Source organism: Amycolatopsis sp. NBC_00355, from assembly GCF_036104975.1.
Lineage (GTDB): Bacteria > Actinomycetota > Actinomycetes > Mycobacteriales > Pseudonocardiaceae > Amycolatopsis.
The window spans coordinates 6781591-6797086 of sequence record NZ_CP107982.1 but is presented as its reverse complement, the minus strand read 5'-3'; the positions used below and the strand labels follow the sequence as shown (position 1 = coordinate 6797086).

The 15496-nt window shown below is 69.8% G+C and carries 13 protein-coding genes; 8 read left to right on the top strand and 5 right to left on the bottom strand.

Annotation, left to right across the window (positions count from 1 at the left end):
• Window positions 1–167: 167 nt before the first annotated feature.
• From recF to dnaA, 4 genes are all read right to left on the bottom strand, one after another.
• Window positions 168–1322 carry a DNA replication/repair protein RecF gene (recF, locus tag OHS18_RS30830; protein ID WP_328446678.1) on the bottom strand — a complete coding sequence of 385 codons (1155 nt, stop codon included), beginning with the start codon at window positions 1320–1322 and terminating at the stop codon, window positions 168–170.
• A 22-nt stretch (window positions 1323–1344) separates the two neighbouring features.
• On the bottom strand, window positions 1345–2235 hold the full coding sequence (gene gnd, locus OHS18_RS30825) for a phosphogluconate dehydrogenase (NAD(+)-dependent, decarboxylating) (RefSeq protein ID WP_328446680.1): 891 nt from the start codon (window positions 2233–2235) through the stop codon (window positions 1345–1347).
• Window positions 2236–2269: 34 nt separating this feature from the next.
• Entirely contained in the window at window positions 2270–3403 is a 1134-nt protein-coding gene (gene dnaN / locus OHS18_RS30820) for a DNA polymerase III subunit beta (RefSeq protein WP_328446682.1), read from the bottom strand.
• A gap of 875 nt (window positions 3404–4278) precedes the next feature.
• Window positions 4279–5892, bottom strand: coding sequence for a chromosomal replication initiator protein DnaA (gene dnaA / locus OHS18_RS30815; protein WP_328613251.1), 1614 nt, complete (start codon window positions 5890–5892; stop codon window positions 4279–4281).
• Window positions 5893–6499: 607 nt separating this feature from the next.
• On the opposite strand from dnaA, the gene rpmH reads away from it, so the two are divergent.
• From rpmH to OHS18_RS30775, 8 genes are all read left to right on the top strand, one after another.
• Entirely contained in the window at window positions 6500–6643 is a 144-nt protein-coding gene (gene rpmH / locus OHS18_RS30810) for a 50S ribosomal protein L34 (RefSeq protein ID WP_247059643.1), read from the top strand.
• 21 nt (window positions 6644–6664) lie between these two features.
• Entirely contained in the window at window positions 6665–7099 is a 435-nt protein-coding gene (gene rnpA, locus OHS18_RS30805; RefSeq protein ID WP_328613250.1) for a ribonuclease P protein component, read from the top strand.
• Window positions 7100–7104: 5 nt separating this feature from the next.
• On the top strand, window positions 7105–7440 hold the full coding sequence (gene yidD / locus OHS18_RS30800; RefSeq protein WP_323325269.1) for a membrane protein insertion efficiency factor YidD: 336 nt from the start codon (window positions 7105–7107) through the stop codon (window positions 7438–7440).
• A 5-nt stretch (window positions 7441–7445) separates the two neighbouring features.
• The gene (gene yidC, locus OHS18_RS30795) at window positions 7446–8606 is read left to right on the top strand and encodes a membrane protein insertase YidC (protein ID WP_328446690.1); all 1161 of its coding nucleotides are present in this window, start codon (window positions 7446–7448) and stop codon (window positions 8604–8606) included.
• Window positions 8607–8636: 30 nt separating this feature from the next.
• A complete protein-coding gene (locus tag OHS18_RS30790; protein WP_328446692.1) occupies window positions 8637–9197 on the top strand; it encodes a Jag family protein in 561 nt (186 codons plus the stop codon).
• Between the two features lie 2321 nt (window positions 9198–11518).
• Complete coding sequence (rsmG, locus tag OHS18_RS30785; RefSeq protein ID WP_328613249.1) at window positions 11519–12199, top strand: 16S rRNA (guanine(527)-N(7))-methyltransferase RsmG; 681 nt, start codon at window positions 11519–11521, stop codon at window positions 12197–12199.
• A gap of 86 nt (window positions 12200–12285) precedes the next feature.
• Window positions 12286–13209 (top strand): ParA family protein, encoded by a 924-nt coding sequence (locus tag OHS18_RS30780; protein WP_442875287.1) that lies wholly within the window; start codon window positions 12286–12288, stop codon window positions 13207–13209.
• A complete protein-coding gene (locus OHS18_RS30775) occupies window positions 13206–14204 on the top strand; it encodes a ParB/RepB/Spo0J family partition protein (RefSeq protein WP_328446698.1) in 999 nt (332 codons plus the stop codon). The genes OHS18_RS30780 and OHS18_RS30775 overlap by 4 nt, the downstream gene beginning before the upstream one ends.
• Window positions 14205–14549: 345 nt before the next feature.
• Here the strand turns inward: OHS18_RS30775 and OHS18_RS30770 are convergent, their stop codons facing one another.
• Window positions 14550–15494, bottom strand: a complete 945-nt coding sequence (locus tag OHS18_RS30770) for a D-alanine--D-alanine ligase family protein (protein WP_328613247.1) — start codon at window positions 15492–15494, stop codon at window positions 14550–14552.
• Between the last annotated feature and the right edge of the window lie 2 nt (window positions 15495–15496).

Genomic DNA, 15496 nt, shown 5'->3' with positions numbered 1-15496 from the left:
GGGGCTTGTCAAGCGGCCGATCCGGCCGTTTGGTCACGCGCGGCGATAACCCGGGCACGGGTTTATCCACACTGTCCACAGGTTTGTCCCCAGATCGGTGGGTAACTCCTGTGTCAGCGGTCACACCGAGTGGTTGAGTCGATCTTGGAGCGCCTTGTTTGCGCTGTTCAGCCACGCGTGACCTCACCATCCGCCACCACGAACCGGCTCCCCGCCAGCTCGCTGGGCACGTCTTCGTCGACCGCGGCGGTCACCAGCACCTGTTCGGCGCTCGCGGCCACCTCGGCCAGCCGGGCCCGGCGCTTGCGGTCCAGCTCGGCGAACACGTCGTCGAGCAGGAGCACCGGCTCACCCGCCTCCCCGCGCAGCAGCTCGTAGCTGCCGAGCCGGAGGGCGAGCGCGAACGACCACGACTCGCCGTGGCTCGCGTACCCCTTGGCCGGCGCCTCCCCCAGGATCAGCTCCAGCTCGTCCCGGTGCGGGCCGACCAGGCTGATCCCCCGCTCCAGCTCGGCCTTGCGAGCCTCCCCGAGTGCCTTGAGCAAGACGTCCTTCAGGACTTCGGGTTGCGCCCGTTCCCCGTCCGGTACGCCGTACGTCTCCGGCAGGCCGTCGCCCAGCGAAGACTTGTACGAGATCTTCGCCGGCCGCGAGTCCGGAGCGACGCCCATGTACGCGGCGGCCGCGTACGGCCCGAGGTCCGCGACGAGGTTCAGGCGCGCGGCCAGCAGCTCCGCCCCCGCCACCGCGAGGTGGTCGTCCCAGACTTCGAGCGTCGACAGCGCGTACGGGTCCTCACGCCCGGTCCGGCGTTTACCGGCCGTCTTGAGCAGGGCGTTGCGCTGCTTCAGCACCTTCTCGTAGTCCGCACGAACCCCGGCGTACCGCGGCGCGCGCAGCACCAGCAGCTCGTCGAGGAACCGGCGTCGCTCACCCGGGTCTCCCCGCACGAGCGCCAGGTCCTCCGGGGAGAACAGCACCGTGCGCAGGATCCCCAGCACGTCCCGCGGCCGGCCGACCGCGCCGCGGTTGACCCGGGCGCGGTTCGCCCGGCCGGCGGTGATCTCGAGCTCGACGGTCAGTTCGCGGTCGTCGTTGACCACCGCGACCCGCACCAGCGCGCGCTCACAGCCGTGCCGGATCAGCGGCGCGTCCGTCGCGACGCGGTGCGAGCCCAGCGTCGCGACGTACCCGATCGCCTCGAGCAGGTTGGTCTTGCCGCGACCGTTCTGGCCGACCAGCACGGTCGGCCCCGGTTCGAGGGCGAGATCGGCCTGGGGCCAGGAGCGGAAGTCGGTGACCTGCAGATGCCGCAGATACACGTGGTTCCTTCCCGGACGGGACCTACCCGCCGACCTTCTTCACGGCGTGCCCGCCGAACTGGTTGCGCAGCGCGGCGACCGCGCGCATCGCGGCCGAATGCTCCTGACGGGAGGCGAACCGGGCGAACAGCGCGGCCGAGATGACCGGCGCCGGCACCGCGTTGTTGATCGCCTCTTCGAGGGTCCACCGGCCTTCGCCGGAATCCTCGACGTACCCCTCGAGGTCGTCCAGGTCCGGGTCTTCGTCGAGCGCGCGCACGAGCAGGTCGAGCAGCCAGGACCGGACGACGGTGCCGCGCTGCCAGCCCTTGATCACCGCGGGCACGTCGTTGACGACCTTCGCGGCCTCGAGCAGCTCGAAGCCTTCGGCGAAGGCCTGCATCATGCCGTACTCGATGCCGTTGTGGATCATCTTCGCGTAGTGACCCGCGCCGACGTCGCCGGCGTGCGAGAAGCCCTCTTCGCGCGGGCCCTCCGGACGCAGCGCGTCGAAGATCGGCATCGCGCGCTCGACGTCGGCGGCGGTGCCGCCGACCATCAGGCCGTAGCCGTTGTCCTTGCCCCACACGCCACCGGAGACACCGCAGTCGGCGTACCCGATGTTCTTCGCGGCGAGCAGGTCGGCGTTCAGCCTGTCGTCGGTGTACTTCGAGTTGCCGCCGTCGATGACCATGTCACCTTCGGCGAGCAGGTTGCCCAGCTCGGTGATGGTCTGCCGCGTCGGGTCGCCGGCGGGGACCATGATCCAGACGATCCGCGGAGCGTCCAGTTTGGACACCAGGTCCTCGAGCGACGTCGTGTCGCTGACGTCCGGGTTGCGGTCGTAGCCGACCACTTCGTGACCGGCCGCGCGCAGCCGCTCACGCATGTTGAAGCCCATCTTGCCCAGGCCGATCAGACCGAGCTGAACCATGAGATCCCCTTACGTACTAACAAAAAGTTGTGGGTCAGCCCGGAAGACGGACGGGCATCAGGAGGTAGAGGTAGCCGGGGACGAGGTTGCCCTCGGCGTCGGCCGGCTTGATGAGGGCGGGGCGGTTCGGCGTCGTGAACGTCAGCTCCGCCCGGTCGCTGTGGAGGGCGCCGAGGCCGTCGACGAGGTAACCCGGGTTGAACGCGATCGTCACCGGCTCACCTTCGTAGTCGACCTGGAGCTCTTCTTCGGCGCTTCCTTCGTCGTCGCCGCCCGCGGACAGCCGCAGCGTGTTGTCCCCGAACTCCAGTCGTACCTGAGTCCCCCGCTCCGCGACCAGGGAAACGCGCTTGATCGACTCCGTGAGAGCCGACACGTCGATGACCGCGCGCGAGGTGTGCGTCGCGGGCAGCAGCTGGCGGTACGGCGGGAACTCGGCGTCGAGCAGGCGGGTCGTCGTGTAGCGCCCGGAGCCGGACAGGCCGAGCAGGCCCTCGCCGCTGGCGAGCGCGAGCCGGATCGTGGCGCCGCTCGCGCCGAGCGTCTTGGCCGCCTCGGCGAGGGTGCGCGCCGGGACGAGCACCGCGGCGTCGGCCAGGCCTTCGGCGGGCTGCCAGGTGAACTCGCGCATGGCGAGCCGGAACCGGTCGGTCGCGACGAGGGTCAGCGAGCTGCCGGAGATCTCGAGCCGCATGCCGGTCAGCATCGGCAGCGTGTCGTCCTTGCCCGCGGCGACGACGACCTGGGTGACGGCCTGGCCGAACGCGTCGCCGGCGAGCTCACCCGCGAAGGCGGGCTGCGAGGGCAGCTGCGGGTAGTCCTCGACCGGCATGGTCGGCAGGGAGAAGCGCGCGCTGCCGCACGTGATCGTGGCGCGAGAGCCGTCCACGGCGATCTCGACCGGCTGGTTCGGCAGGGACTTGGTGATGTCGGCGAGGAGCCGGCCGGACACCAGCAGCCGGCCGCCGTCGGCGATCGTCGCCGGGACGCCCACCGTCGCGGACACCTCGTAGTCGAAACCCGACACGGTCAGCGCGTCGGAGTCGCCGTCGGAACCGGCGTCGAGGAGCACGCCGCCCAGTACCGGCACCGGAGGCCGGGAGGGGAGGCTTCTCGCCACCCACGCGACGGCGTCGGCGAGCCCGTCACGCTCGACGCGGATCTTCATGCGCGCATCCTTTCGACGACCGAGCGCGTTCGGCTCGGACAGGGCGACGGGGCCGGCCCGGCCTCGCTCTGGCTGGGCAGTGACCGGCTGCCCGCTCCGGCCGGTCCGCCCTCCGCCTCGACTGCCGGAGCACGGACCAGGTGCAGGCATCCACGGTAGGCCGTCGCGGGGTCGGCCGTCACCTCGGCCTCCCCTTGGCTTTGTCGACTTGACGACACGCTCTCACGGTTGTCCCCAGATTCGTCCTCCGCCTGTTTTTATCTTTTTCTCTCTTAGAAGAGATCTAAAAGGCAGTAGCAGTAGTAAGTCCTGTGGATTGTGTGGATTGAGGTCGTTCGCGCAGGTCGGAGGGCGTGCGGGCGTGTGGAGAACCCTGGTGGCGGATCTGGGGACAGATCGGGCCGTCCGTGGACAACTTCGGGCGGCCCCGGATCCGTCCACAGTTGTCCCCAGTTATCCCCACGGTTGTCCCCAGGTGTGAGGCCTTCTGTACCCAGGGTCTGTGGGTCTTCCCCGTGGTCCGGTTCGCTCGTCCGGGTGACGGGGCCCTCCTGTGCACACAATGTGGGCAACCTGTGGAATCAGCGTGGACAACGGTGTGGATTTCTTGTGGATCGCCTGTGGGCGGGGTGTGGGCGGATTTCGGGTCGTCGCTGGTGGGAGATCCGCCGGCACTGTGGGCAAACTGCCCACACCATGGGGAAACTTCCTTGTGTACAAACAATTTTCGCGACTTTGCGAAGCGCGCGTACGTACGCTTCGCCGCTTCGCGGGCGTAGGCGTGCCTCAGGCAGTCCAAAAACGACTCAGGGGCGTCCGCTCGATGCGGACGCCCCTGAGTCGTGAGGAGTTGCTGGGAGGTAAGGAAGAACGGGCTACTGGCGGGCGCGCTGCTTGATGCGCGACGTCAGCTCCTGCACCTGGTCGTAGATCCGCCGGCGCTCGGCCATCTCCTTGCGGATCTTCTTGTCCGCGTGCATGACGGTCGTGTGGTCGCGGCCGCCGAACGTCTGCCCGATCTTCGGCAGTGACATGTCGGTCAGCTCGCGGCAGAGGTACATCGCGATCTGGCGGGACGTGGCGAGCGCCTTCGTCTTGCCCGGGCCGCACAGGTCGTCCAGCGAAACGTCGAAGAACTCGGAGATGACGCCCATGATGGTGGGCGCGGTGATCTCCGGGGCGTGCGAGTCGGGGATGAGGTCGCGCAGCACGATCTCGGCCAGCCCGGCGTCGACCGGCTGCTGGTTCAGCGACGCGAACGCCGTGACCCGGATCAGCGCGCCTTCGAGCTCCCGGATGTTCGCCTCGACGCGCGAGGCGATGAACTCCAGGACGTCACCCGGCACCGCCAGCCGATCCTGCGCCGCCTTCTTGCGGAGGATCGCGATGCGCGTCTCGAGCTCGGGCGGCTGGATGTCGGTGATCAGGCCCCACTCGAACCGCGTCCGCAGCCGGTCCTCCAGCGTTTCGAGGCGCTTGGGCGGGCGGTCGGAGCTGACGACGATCTGCTTGTTCGCGTTGTGGAGGGTGTTGAAGGTGTGGAAGAACTCTTCCTGCGTACCTTCTTTGCCCTCCAGGAACTGGATGTCGTCGACGAGCAGGATGTCGATGTCGCGGTAGCGGCGCTGGAAGGCGACCTTGCGGTCGTCGCGCAGCGAGTTGATGAAGTCGTTCGTGAACTCTTCGGTCGAGACGTACCGCACGCGCATGCCCGGGAAGAGCCGTTGCGCGTAGTGGCCGACCGCGTGCAGCAGGTGCGTCTTGCCGAGCCCGGACTCACCCCAGATGAAGAGCGGGTTGTACGCGCGGGCCGGCGCTTCGGCGACGGCGACCGCGGCCGCGTGCGCGAAGCGGTTGGACGCGCCGATGACGAACGTGTCGAAGGTGTACTTCTCGTTCAGCTTCGTCTTCGACGTCTGCGGCTGCGCCGGCGCGGTGTAGGGCTGGCCGGCGATCGGCTGCCCGGAGAACGTGGGCCAGATCTCGTGGACCGCGGCGAGCGCTTCGCCCTCTTCGTCGACTTCCTCGTCGGTGTCGTCACCGTCGTCGGGCTTCGGCCCGGCGGACTGGTGCGCCGGCAGCGGCGGGGTGGGCTCGGGGCGCGGCGGCGGCAGCATCGGGCCGGGGCCGGGCATCGGCGCGGGGGCCGGCTCGGCGCTCACGCCGCCGCTTTCCACCCGGCCGGGTGACGGGACGTAGCGCGGCGCGGCGATCGGGGCGAGGGTCTCGGCGGTGTCGACCTTGACCGCGAGCGAAATGGCGCGGCCGAGCCGCCGGGAGAGCGCGTCGGTGATCGCGCCGCGGAGCCCGCGTTCGATCGCTTCCTTCGCGAAGTCGCTGGGGGCCGCGAGCAGGGCAGTGCCGTCGAGCAGGCCGATGGGGCGGGTCACGCGCATCCAGGCACGCTGCTGGGGGGACAGGGTCCCGTCGGACAGTTCGCGTACCACCTGTTCCCAGATGACACCCAGGTTGTGCTGGTGCTCCGACACCTGTCTGGCCCCTCCCCTCGACGGCGTGTGCGGCCCGACCGGCTTCGGAACGCCCTGGTCACACCGCCCGAGGACCCCCTGCGGACCTGACCGGGTACCGGCACAGCGAATATCCACATAGTTGTCCACAGCTGTGCACTAATGTACGGCGACCCGCGGCGACGCCACCTGCGGGCTCGTCGTAAGCCGGTGGGCACTCCACCACCCGGATACTCGTGCACCTCGACCGGTGACCCGAGAGAAGGCACGCTAACAAGCCCCGCTCGCTGCCACAAGGCATCCTGGGTCGCAAGCATTTCACGGTGTACGGCGTGTTGCCATTCGATGCCACGGCGTCGACGAACGCGCCTCGCGCGGCCCGTCACCGGCGGTGGCCGAGGGGGTGCTTACCGGGCGCCGGTCGGGGGTGCGTACCCTCGTAAGGTCTCCCGTATGCGACGGGCGCGTTTCTTGTGCCCTAGTTGTCGTCGCTCGTCGTGACGAGGCCACACGTTGGTAGGAGACACCAGAGACTGCCGTGCGCCCGCACGACACGCCAGGTGCGAGGGATGATCGTGTCCCTCTCCGGGCGGGTGGGCAGACGACACAGCGACACACAGGAGAAGCAGTGAGCAAGGGTAAGCGGACCTTCCAGCCGAACAACCGTCGTCGCGCGAAGACCCACGGGTTCCGGCTGCGCATGCGGACCCGGGCAGGCCGGGGCATCCTGGCGGCTCGCCGTCGCAAGGGCCGCGAAGCGCTGTCGGCCTGATCCGGCACGTCGGGGCGCGCCGTGCTGCCGGCTGCCGCACGTCTGCGGCGGAGTGAGGATTTCCGCGTGGTCCTCCGTCGCGGATCCAAGGCAGGCAGGCGCCGCCTCGTCGTCCACGCGTTGACCACGGACCCGTCCATGGCCGTCGATGCTTCGTCGGCGACCAGGGCGGGTTTTGTGGTGAGCAAGGCCGTGGGGAACTCGGTGGTCCGCCACCGGGTGTCCCGCAGGTTGCGTCATCTCGTTTCGGCCCGTCTCGGAACCCTGCCCGCCGGCAGTGCGTTGGTCGTACGGGCATTGCCGCCGTCCGCGACCGCGTCCAGCGCGGAGCTCGGGGCCGATCTCGACGCCGCGCTGCGTCGGCTGGGACTACTGTCGTCGCGCCGTCCGGCCGGGGATGTCCTCCGCCCGACGCGTCCCGCGGACGCGGCCCCCGACCACGGATCAGCGGTGTGACCGGTATGCGAGCCACCCCCGAGCACTCAGTGCACGACGAGCACGACCACGACGACGAGCCAGGGCCCGCCCGGCCCGGCCCGGTCGCGTGGGTCCTGTTGCTCCCCATCAAGCTCTACCGCAAGGCGATCTCGCCCTTCTTGCCACCGGCGTGCCGGTTCTACCCGAGCTGCAGCGCGTACGCAGTCGAAGCCCTCACCCGGCACGGTGCCGGCCGTGGCTCCTACCTCGCGTTGCGCCGGCTGCTGCGTTGCGGCCCGTGGACCATGCCCGGCCGCGACCCCGTGCCCGAGACGTTCTCGTGGCGGCACCGCAGACCTGAAACACCGATCGAGGAGTAGCAGCAGTGCTCGATTTCATCTACTACCCCGTGTCCTTCATCCTGTGGTGTTGGCACAAGGTCTTCGGACTCGTCTTCGGTGAATCCGCGGCGATCTCGTGGATCCTCGGCATCATCTTCCTGACGTTCACGGTCCGCGGCATCATGTTCAAGCCGTTCGTGAACCAGGTCCGGTCGATGAAGAAGATGCAGGACTTCGCGCCGGAGATGAAGAAGCTCCAGAAGAAGTACGCGAACGACAAGCAGCGCCAGGCGCAGGAGATGCAGAAGCTCCAGAAGGAGCACGGCGTCAACCCGCTGGGCAGCTGCCTGCCGATGCTGCTTCAGATCCCGGTGTTCATCGGCCTGAACCACGTCCTGCGCGCGTTCACGATGCCGCCGCCCGGTGGCGGCCCGAAGACCGAGAACTACTTCTTCTCGCAGGCCGACGTCCACTCCTATGTGAGCGCGAAGCTCTTCGGTGTCAACCTCGGCGAGGCCGTCTACAACGGCGTCGGGGTCGTCAGCGGCGGTGCCGCGAACGTCGGGTTCCAGTGGAGCGTGCTCCCGGTCGCGCTGCCCCTGATGATCGTCGCGTCCATCGCCACGCACCTCACCGCGCGGCACTCGGTGGCCCGCCAGAACGCCGCGTCGGCCACCTCGCAGACCGCGATCATGAACAAGCTGACGATGTACATCTTCCCGCTCGGTGTCCTCGTCTTCGGTGCGCTGTTCCCGCTCGGCCTCCTCTTCTACTGGCTGGCGAACAACGGCTGGACCCTGATGCAGCAGCGCCTCGTCTACACGAAGATCGACAAGGAAGAGGCGGCTCGCAAGGCGGAGGCCGCGGAGAAGCGCGCGACGCTCGGCCCGAAGCCCGGGCAGAAGCCGACGGCGCCGAAGGTCGGCCAGAAGCCCGTCCAGCAGCGGAAGAACCAGCCCGCCCAGACCGGCTCGCAGAAGAAGGTCACCAAGGCGGGTTCGGCTCACGGCTTCGCGCAGACCACGCCGGCGGAGGCCGCCGCGGCCAAGGCCGCCGAAGCCGCGGCCGCCAAGGCGGACGGCGCGACGGCCGTGGACCAGACCCCGGCCGCCACGAACGGCCAGAACGGCTCACAGGAGAACGGCACGGGCGTGCCCGGGCTCCTCAAAGACTCGACCAGGAAGTCGGGCCGGAAGCGCCGCTGAGGCGCGACCGGTTCGGAGAGGAGACGAATGATGTCGGAGACGATCGACACGATCGACGCCGATCAGGACGACGCGGCCGCGGGCGCGGCCACCGAAGAGGAGAGCGACCGGAAGGCGGGAGGTGGCGACGACGTCCTCGTCCAGGAGGGCGACATCGCCGGCGACTACCTCGAGCGCCTGCTGGACCTGCTCGACTACGACGGTGACATCGACCTGGACGTGGAAGCCGGCCGCGCGATCGTGAGCATCGACGGCGGCGAGGACCTCGAGAAGCTCGTCGGCCCCCGCGGCACGGTGCTCGAAGCGCTGCAGGAACTGACCCGCCTGGCGGTCCAGCAAGAGACCGGCTCGCGCAGCCGCCTCATGCTGGACATCGCGGGCTGGCGCGCGGACCGCCGCGAGGAACTCCGCGAACTCGGCCGTTCGACGGCGGAGTCCGTGCTGTCGAACGGCGAGCGGGTGCGGCTCCAGCCGATGAGCCCGTTCGAGCGCAAGGTGGTCCACGACGCGGTGGCGACGGTCTCGGGCGTCATGAGCGAGAGCGAGGGCGAGGACCCCAAGCGTCGCGTGGTGATCTTCCCGGAGTCCTGAGTCCACGGACTCCGCGGCGGCCCATCGGACTTCGGTCCGGTGGGCCGCTTTTTTGTTGTCCTTGCCCGGGCTCGCCCGACTGCGACGGTTTGTGGCGCGCGTCTGGTGCGTCGGACCCCTGGGCGGCTGGCCCCGAACTTGCCTGCGCTCTGGTACGGCTCGACTCCGTGAACCGGGTTCGCGGAGTCGAGCCCGGTCACGCGCTACTCGCGCTTACCGCCGTGGAGCCGTCTGGCGATGTGCCGCGTTCTACACGGAGGCGGTGGTCGTTCGTCGAGCGACGCCTTCGGCTGCTTCTGCGGGGAGGGTCGGCGCGGTCCGCCGGTCATCGGCGGTCGCGATGACGAGGCTGCGGCCAGTCCCCGTCCCGCCGCTGCGCGACCGGTTTTCGAGCGGGACCGTCGCACGCCTGCCGTGTGGTTCTGGGACCGCCGCTCGATCACCTGCCGGCGGCCAGCAGTGCCGCGTGCCCGGACTTCTGCCACGCGATCGCGGTCATCTCGCGACGGCCAGTGCCGAGCCTGCAGCCGCTTCAGGGAGGGATGGGGAGGTGCAGGCTGCTCGATCTCTCCCCTGCCGGCCTCTTAGGTCGCCCGGTGTTGCCCTTATCGCCACGGGCACCGGCTGCCGCAATCGCCCGTGGCCGGAGGTGCAGGCACCACGTGACAATCGATGCGCCGCGGGTGCCACCTGTCTGCCTCCACGGACGTCGCCTGCCGCCGCTACCCCGCCTGCCGCCGTCCCTTGGCCAGCCGCCACCGATGGTGCTGTGAGCGTCCACCCGCCTGCGTCACCGATTCGCCTTGGCGTGGCCACCGGCTGTCCGCGCCAAGGGTGCTGCGGCTCCGCGACCGCGACAGGAGCGGCAGCCGAGCCTCAGTCGCAAAGCGGCTGAGGCTCGACCGCTCGTCTCTCTCGCCAAGCGCCCGGCTACGACTGCCTGTCAGTTGACCCACGCTGATGCTGTCTGCAGACGCCGCCCTGCTGGCGCCTCAGCCGTAACCGCACGACCACGAGAGCGGCGATCACCGCCGCCGCCACCGCAGTCGGTACGACGACTGTGAGCCGATCGTCGCCCTCTGGCCGGGAGCGTCTGCCCGCCACCGCGCAAAATGCTTGGCAGCTGTGCCGCGGTCTGCGGTTGATCTGGACTTGGGCGCTACGGCTGCCAGCGCTGTGTTCGTAGCCGCCGCCACCTCTATCGCTCAGGACGCTGCTGCCACCGACGTCGCCGAGGCGCCGCCGGTGTTGGCCGCCATCGTTGCCGCCGTGCCCGCCGCCTCGGTCGAGGTGTCGCCTTAGGCGACCACGATCGCCGCGCCGCGCCGCGCCGCACCGCCCGCACCGCGCCGGCCGCGTGCCGCGACTGCCGCGGCCCGCAGTTGCGGTCGGCGGCTGCGGCCCAACCGTCGCGACCGCCCGCTGGCGCCATCGCGTCTCAATGCGCGACTGGTGCTACTGCCTGCTGCTGGCTGGCGCGCCACCGACGCTCCAGAGGGGCCGCGGTCGCCCTGCGGTCGCAACGGTCACAGGGCACGTGGGCACGGGGTCGCCGGGCTGCGCGGGGGCGCGGTGATGCGGAGTCGCCGCGGGGGCGGGGTCGCTGCAGGGCGCGAAGGTCGAAGAGTCGCGTGGCCGCAGGCGGCCGCAGCGGCGACAGCGACGGTCGCAGCGGGCGAGCGGGACCGGGCTCGAGTGCACGGCAACGGAGGCGGCGGAGACAGTGGTTGCGAGGCATCGATGAGATGGCGGCAGCGGCCTGCAGCCTCATCGCCGTTGCCGCCGCTGCTGCTGGCGACCGGCCGCTGACAGCGCCCCACGGTCGGTGCCGTCGGCCCACGTGTTGCTGCCGCGCGCTGGCCGTCGTCGTGCGTCGCTGCTCGATGACTGCAGCTCGCCGCCGGGCTCGGTCGCGGCGGCGGCGATCGTGCTTGCCCGCGATCGCGGCTGAGGCGCCGGAGGTCGCTACCGCGGCCCGTGCCGCCACCGGACCCGTGAGGCGATCGCACCTGTGGCTCGTCGGCACCGGTTGCGTGGTGGCTGGCGGCGGTGCCGAGGGTCTCCTTCGGGCGGGCCGCGCGGGCGTGGAGCGAATTACAGCCGTGATGTTTCACGTGGAACTCGCGCCGGATCGGCTGGCCCTGCCGACCTCCGTGCGGTCGTGCCGACGTGGGCGCGGGGGCGGTGTTTCACGTGGAACCGTCCGCTGGCTGAGTGGAGTTGTCCACATCTGCGGTCTGTCGGCTCGTTTTCGCGTGGACATCAGGGACAATCGCATGAGCGCCGTTTCACGTGAAACGCGCGGACTAGGAGTAGTCGGAGTGAGCTTGGAGCAGGCCGCTGGTGCGGTGCGGACCGCGGCGGAGCGAGTGTTCGGGGCGCACGTCGACCAGGCGGCTGGGTATGTCGAACTCCTCGAGAGTCACGGGGTCGAGCGTGGGCTGATCGGTCCGCGGGAAGTCGAGCGGCTGTGGGAACGGCACGTGCTCAACTCGGCGGTGATCGGCGAGCAGATGCCTGAGGGGGCTCGCGTCGTCGATGTCGGGTCGGGGGCAGGGCTTCCGGGAGTACCGCTCGCGATCGCGCGACCGGACCTCGATATCGTCTTGCTCGAACCTATGGCCCGCCGGGTGGACTGGTTGGCCGAGGTGGCCGAGAAGCTGGAACTCCCGATCACCATCGTCCGTGGACGCGCGGAGGAGCGGCCTGTGCGTGAGCAGCTCGGTGGGGCGGACATCGTCACCGCTCGTGCGGTCGCCCCCCTTGCCCGACTTGCGGACTGGTGTTTGCCGCTGGTTCGTCCCGACGGCTTCCTGGTTGCTCTCAAGGGCGCCAGTGCGGCGGAAGAGATCGAGCGGGACGGGGTCGCCATCAGGAAGGCGGGCGGCGCCGATCCGGTGATCGTGGAGTGCGGTGTGGCAGTACTAGAGGTCCCCAGCACGGTCGTGAAGATCCGTCGCCAGCCGTCGAAGGCGGCTCAGGGGCGGAGCAGGAAGCGCTAGCGCAGACAACGAGCCGCGGTGTTCCACGTGAAACGACGCGACTCGTCCACCGACCAGACGTCTATATGGAGGAGGTGTCGAGACCGGTGAATCCCCCGCCGTCCGACTCCACGGAGACCAGCCACGACGTGGGCTGGACGCCGATCGCCGAAGAAGCCACCCGCGCCGCTCGTCTGCTGCACCCGGACGGGTCGCTGCCGCGGCCCGGCCACCGCCGCGTGATGACCGTCGCCAACCAGAAGGGCGGCGTCGGCAAGACCACCAGCACGGTCAACCTCGCTGCCGCGCTCGCCGTCCACGGGCTCAAGACGCTCGTCGTCGACCTCGACCCGCAGGGCAACGCGAGCACCGCGCTCGACGTCGACCACCGGTCCGGGACGCCCTCCATCTACGAAGTGCTCATCGGCGAGGTGACGCTCGCCGAAGCGGCGCAGCCGACCGAGCAGTCCCCCAACCTCTTCTGCGTCCCCGCGACGATCGATCTCGCCGGCGCCGAGATCGAGCTCGTCTCGATGGCGTCGCGCGAGTCCCGGCTCAAGGAGGCCATCTCCTCGGAGATCCTCGACGAGATCGGCGTCGACTACGTCTTCATCGACTGCCCGCCGTCGCTCGGCCTCCTTACGGTCAACGCGATGGTCGCCGCGCAGGAGGTGCTCATCCCGATCCAGTGCGAGTACTACGCGCTGGAAGGTCTCGGGCAGCTGCTGAGCAACATCGAGCTCGTGCAGCAGCACCTCAACCGCGAGCTCCGCGTCTCGACGATCCTCCTCACCATGTACGACGGCCGGACCAAGCTGGCCGACCAGGTGACGAACGAGGTGCGGAACCACTTCGGCGACACGGTCCTGAAGACCGTCATCCCGCGCAGCGTGAAGGTCTCCGAGGCACCCGGGTACGGCCAGACCGTGCTCGCCTACGACCCCGGTTCGCGCGGCGCGTTGAGCTACGTCGACGCGGCGAAGGAGATCGCCGAGCGAGGCGCACAGATGGAAGGGAGTAGTTCGACATGACCGAGCGCAGAGGAGGGCTGGGGCGCGGCCTCGCCGCTCTCATCCCGACCGGGCCGGCCGGCGGTCCGCTGCCCGCGCCCGGTGAGGGGTCGGCTGCGGACAAGAAGGCGGCCGAGGAAAAGGGCTGGTTCGCGGCGAACGGTCAGGCGAAGCAGCACAGCGGCGAGGTCGCCGGGGCGGTCTACCGCGAGATCCCGGTCGGCTCGATCAAGCCGAACCCGAAGCAGCCGCGCCTGGCTTTCGACGAAGAAGCACTCGCCGAACTCGAGCACTCGATCCGCGAGTTCGGGCTCATGCAGCCCATCGTGGTCCGCGAACTCGGGAACGACGAGTACGAGCTCGTCATGGGCGAGCGGCGGCTCCGGGCGTCGCAGCAGGCGGAGCTCGAAGCGATCCCGGCGATCGTCCGGCAGACCGCCGACGAGTCGATGCTGCGAGACGCGCTCCTGGAGAACATCCACCGCGTGCAGCTGAACCCGCTCGAAGAGGCGGCGGCGTACCAGCAGCTGCTCGACGAGTTCGCGGTCACGCACGAGGAGCTGGCGAGCCGGATCGGTCGCAGCCGGCCGGTCATCACCAACACCATCCGGCTCCTCAAGCTCCCCCTGCCGGTGCAGCGCCGGGTCGCCGCGGGCGTTCTCTCCGCCGGGCACGCGCGTGCGTTGCTGTCGCTGGAGGACGCCGACAGCCAGGAAGAGCTCGCCGCCCGCATCATCGCGGAAGGCATGTCGGTCCGGGCGACCGAGGAAGCCGTCACGCTCAAGAAGAGCGAGAAGCCGGCCAAGCCGAAGCCCGCGCCGCGCAAGCCGATCCAGGCACCCGGACTGCAGGACCTCGCCAACCGGCTTTCGGATCGGTTCGACACCCGCGTGAAGGTCGACCTCGGCCGGCGCAAGGGCCGGATCGTGCTCGAGTTCGGTTCGGTCGACGACCTCGAGCGCATTGTCTCGATCATCGACGCGAATGGGGCGAATCAGACACCGGATTCCGATTAGGGATCACCCCAGGGTGTTTCGTCACGGTGATGATTGCGAATCGCTGACATCGCCGCGACGCTGAGCAACGAGGGCGGCAGCGTGTGGGATCCGACCGGAACGCTCGGCCGAGCGCTCCGGATCGGGGGAACCGAACCGGGTCCGCCGCGCGCCGGAAGAGATAGCGGCTGACGCTCGCGCGATTTCGCGGTGCGGGTTCGAGTGGGCGCTCGACGACTTGCGTGCGCTCGACTCGCCGGCAGCGAGGGCGCGAGAATTCGGCTTCCGGGTAGTGGAAGTCGACAGCCCCCGAAACAGAAGAAGTGGCCGACCCGGTGGCCGACCACTTCTGTCCGTACTTCTGGTTCAGCGGGAGATCGCGCGCCCGATCAGGTCGGCGAACACCGTGCCGAGCGACTTGCCCGCCGCGTCGATCGCCATCGGGACCGTCGACGTCTCGGTGAGCCCGGGTGACGGGTTCACTTCGAGGAAGTGGACCGTGCCGTCTTCGGCGACGATCGCGTCGGTCCGCGAGATGTCCCGGAGCCCGAGGACGCGGTGCGCGGCGACGGCCAGCTCGGCCGCCGCCTTGGCCGCGGCGTCGTCGAGCCGGGCCGGGGTGAAGAAGTCCGTCAGGCCGGCGGTGTAGCGGGCCGTGTAGTCGTAGACGCCGCTCTCCGGCACGATCTCGACCGCGGGCAGGGCCTCGGGGCCGTTCTCGCCCTCGATGACCGTCACGGCCACCTCGACGCCGGCCACGAACCGCTCGGCGAGCACCGTGTCGCCGTAGGCGAAGCAGCCGACCATCGCCGCGGGCAGTTCCGCCGCTTCGCGCACCACCTGCGTGCCGAGCGCCGAGCCACCCTGGTCCGGCTTGAGGATCAGCGGCAGGCCGAGCTGCTCCACCATCGCGTCGAGCACCGCTTGGGCGCCGAGCTCCCGGAACGTGCTGTGCGGCAACACGACCCAGCTCGGCGTCACGAAGCCGGCGTTCTCGATGAGCGCCTTGGCCGTCGGCTTGTCCCACGCGCGGCGGCAGCCCTGGGAGCCGGTGCCGACGAACGGCACGTCCAGCATTTCCAGCACGGTCTGCACCGAGCCGTTTTCGCCCTCACCGCCGTGCAGCGCGACGACCACGGCGTCCGGGCGCTGCGTGCGCAGGCGCTCCAGCAACCCCGCGTCGGTGTCCCACTCCTCGATGCCGAGGCCTTCGGACTTGAGCGCCGCGGAGAGCCGTCGCCCGGACCTCAGCGAGACGTCGCGTTCGTGCGAAAGCCCGCCGGCGAGCACGGCAACGGTACGGTCGACCACCG

Bases quoted from the DNA above. Each gene is read 5' to 3' on its own strand.
- yidD (WP_323325269.1), top strand. From the start codon at position 7,105: ATGCGAGCCACCCCCGAGCACTCAGTGCACGACGAGCACGACCACGAC.
- dnaN (WP_328446682.1), bottom strand. From the start codon at position 3,403: ATGAAGATCCGCGTCGAGCGTGACGGGCTCGCCGACGCCGTCGCGTGG.
- OHS18_RS30790 (WP_328446692.1), top strand. From the start codon at position 8,637: ATGTCGGAGACGATCGACACGATCGACGCCGATCAGGACGACGCGGCC.
- gnd (WP_328446680.1), bottom strand. From the start codon at position 2,235: ATGGTTCAGCTCGGTCTGATCGGCCTGGGCAAGATGGGCTTCAACATG.
- OHS18_RS30775 (WP_328446698.1), top strand. From the start codon at position 13,206: ATGACCGAGCGCAGAGGAGGGCTGGGGCGCGGCCTCGCCGCTCTCATC.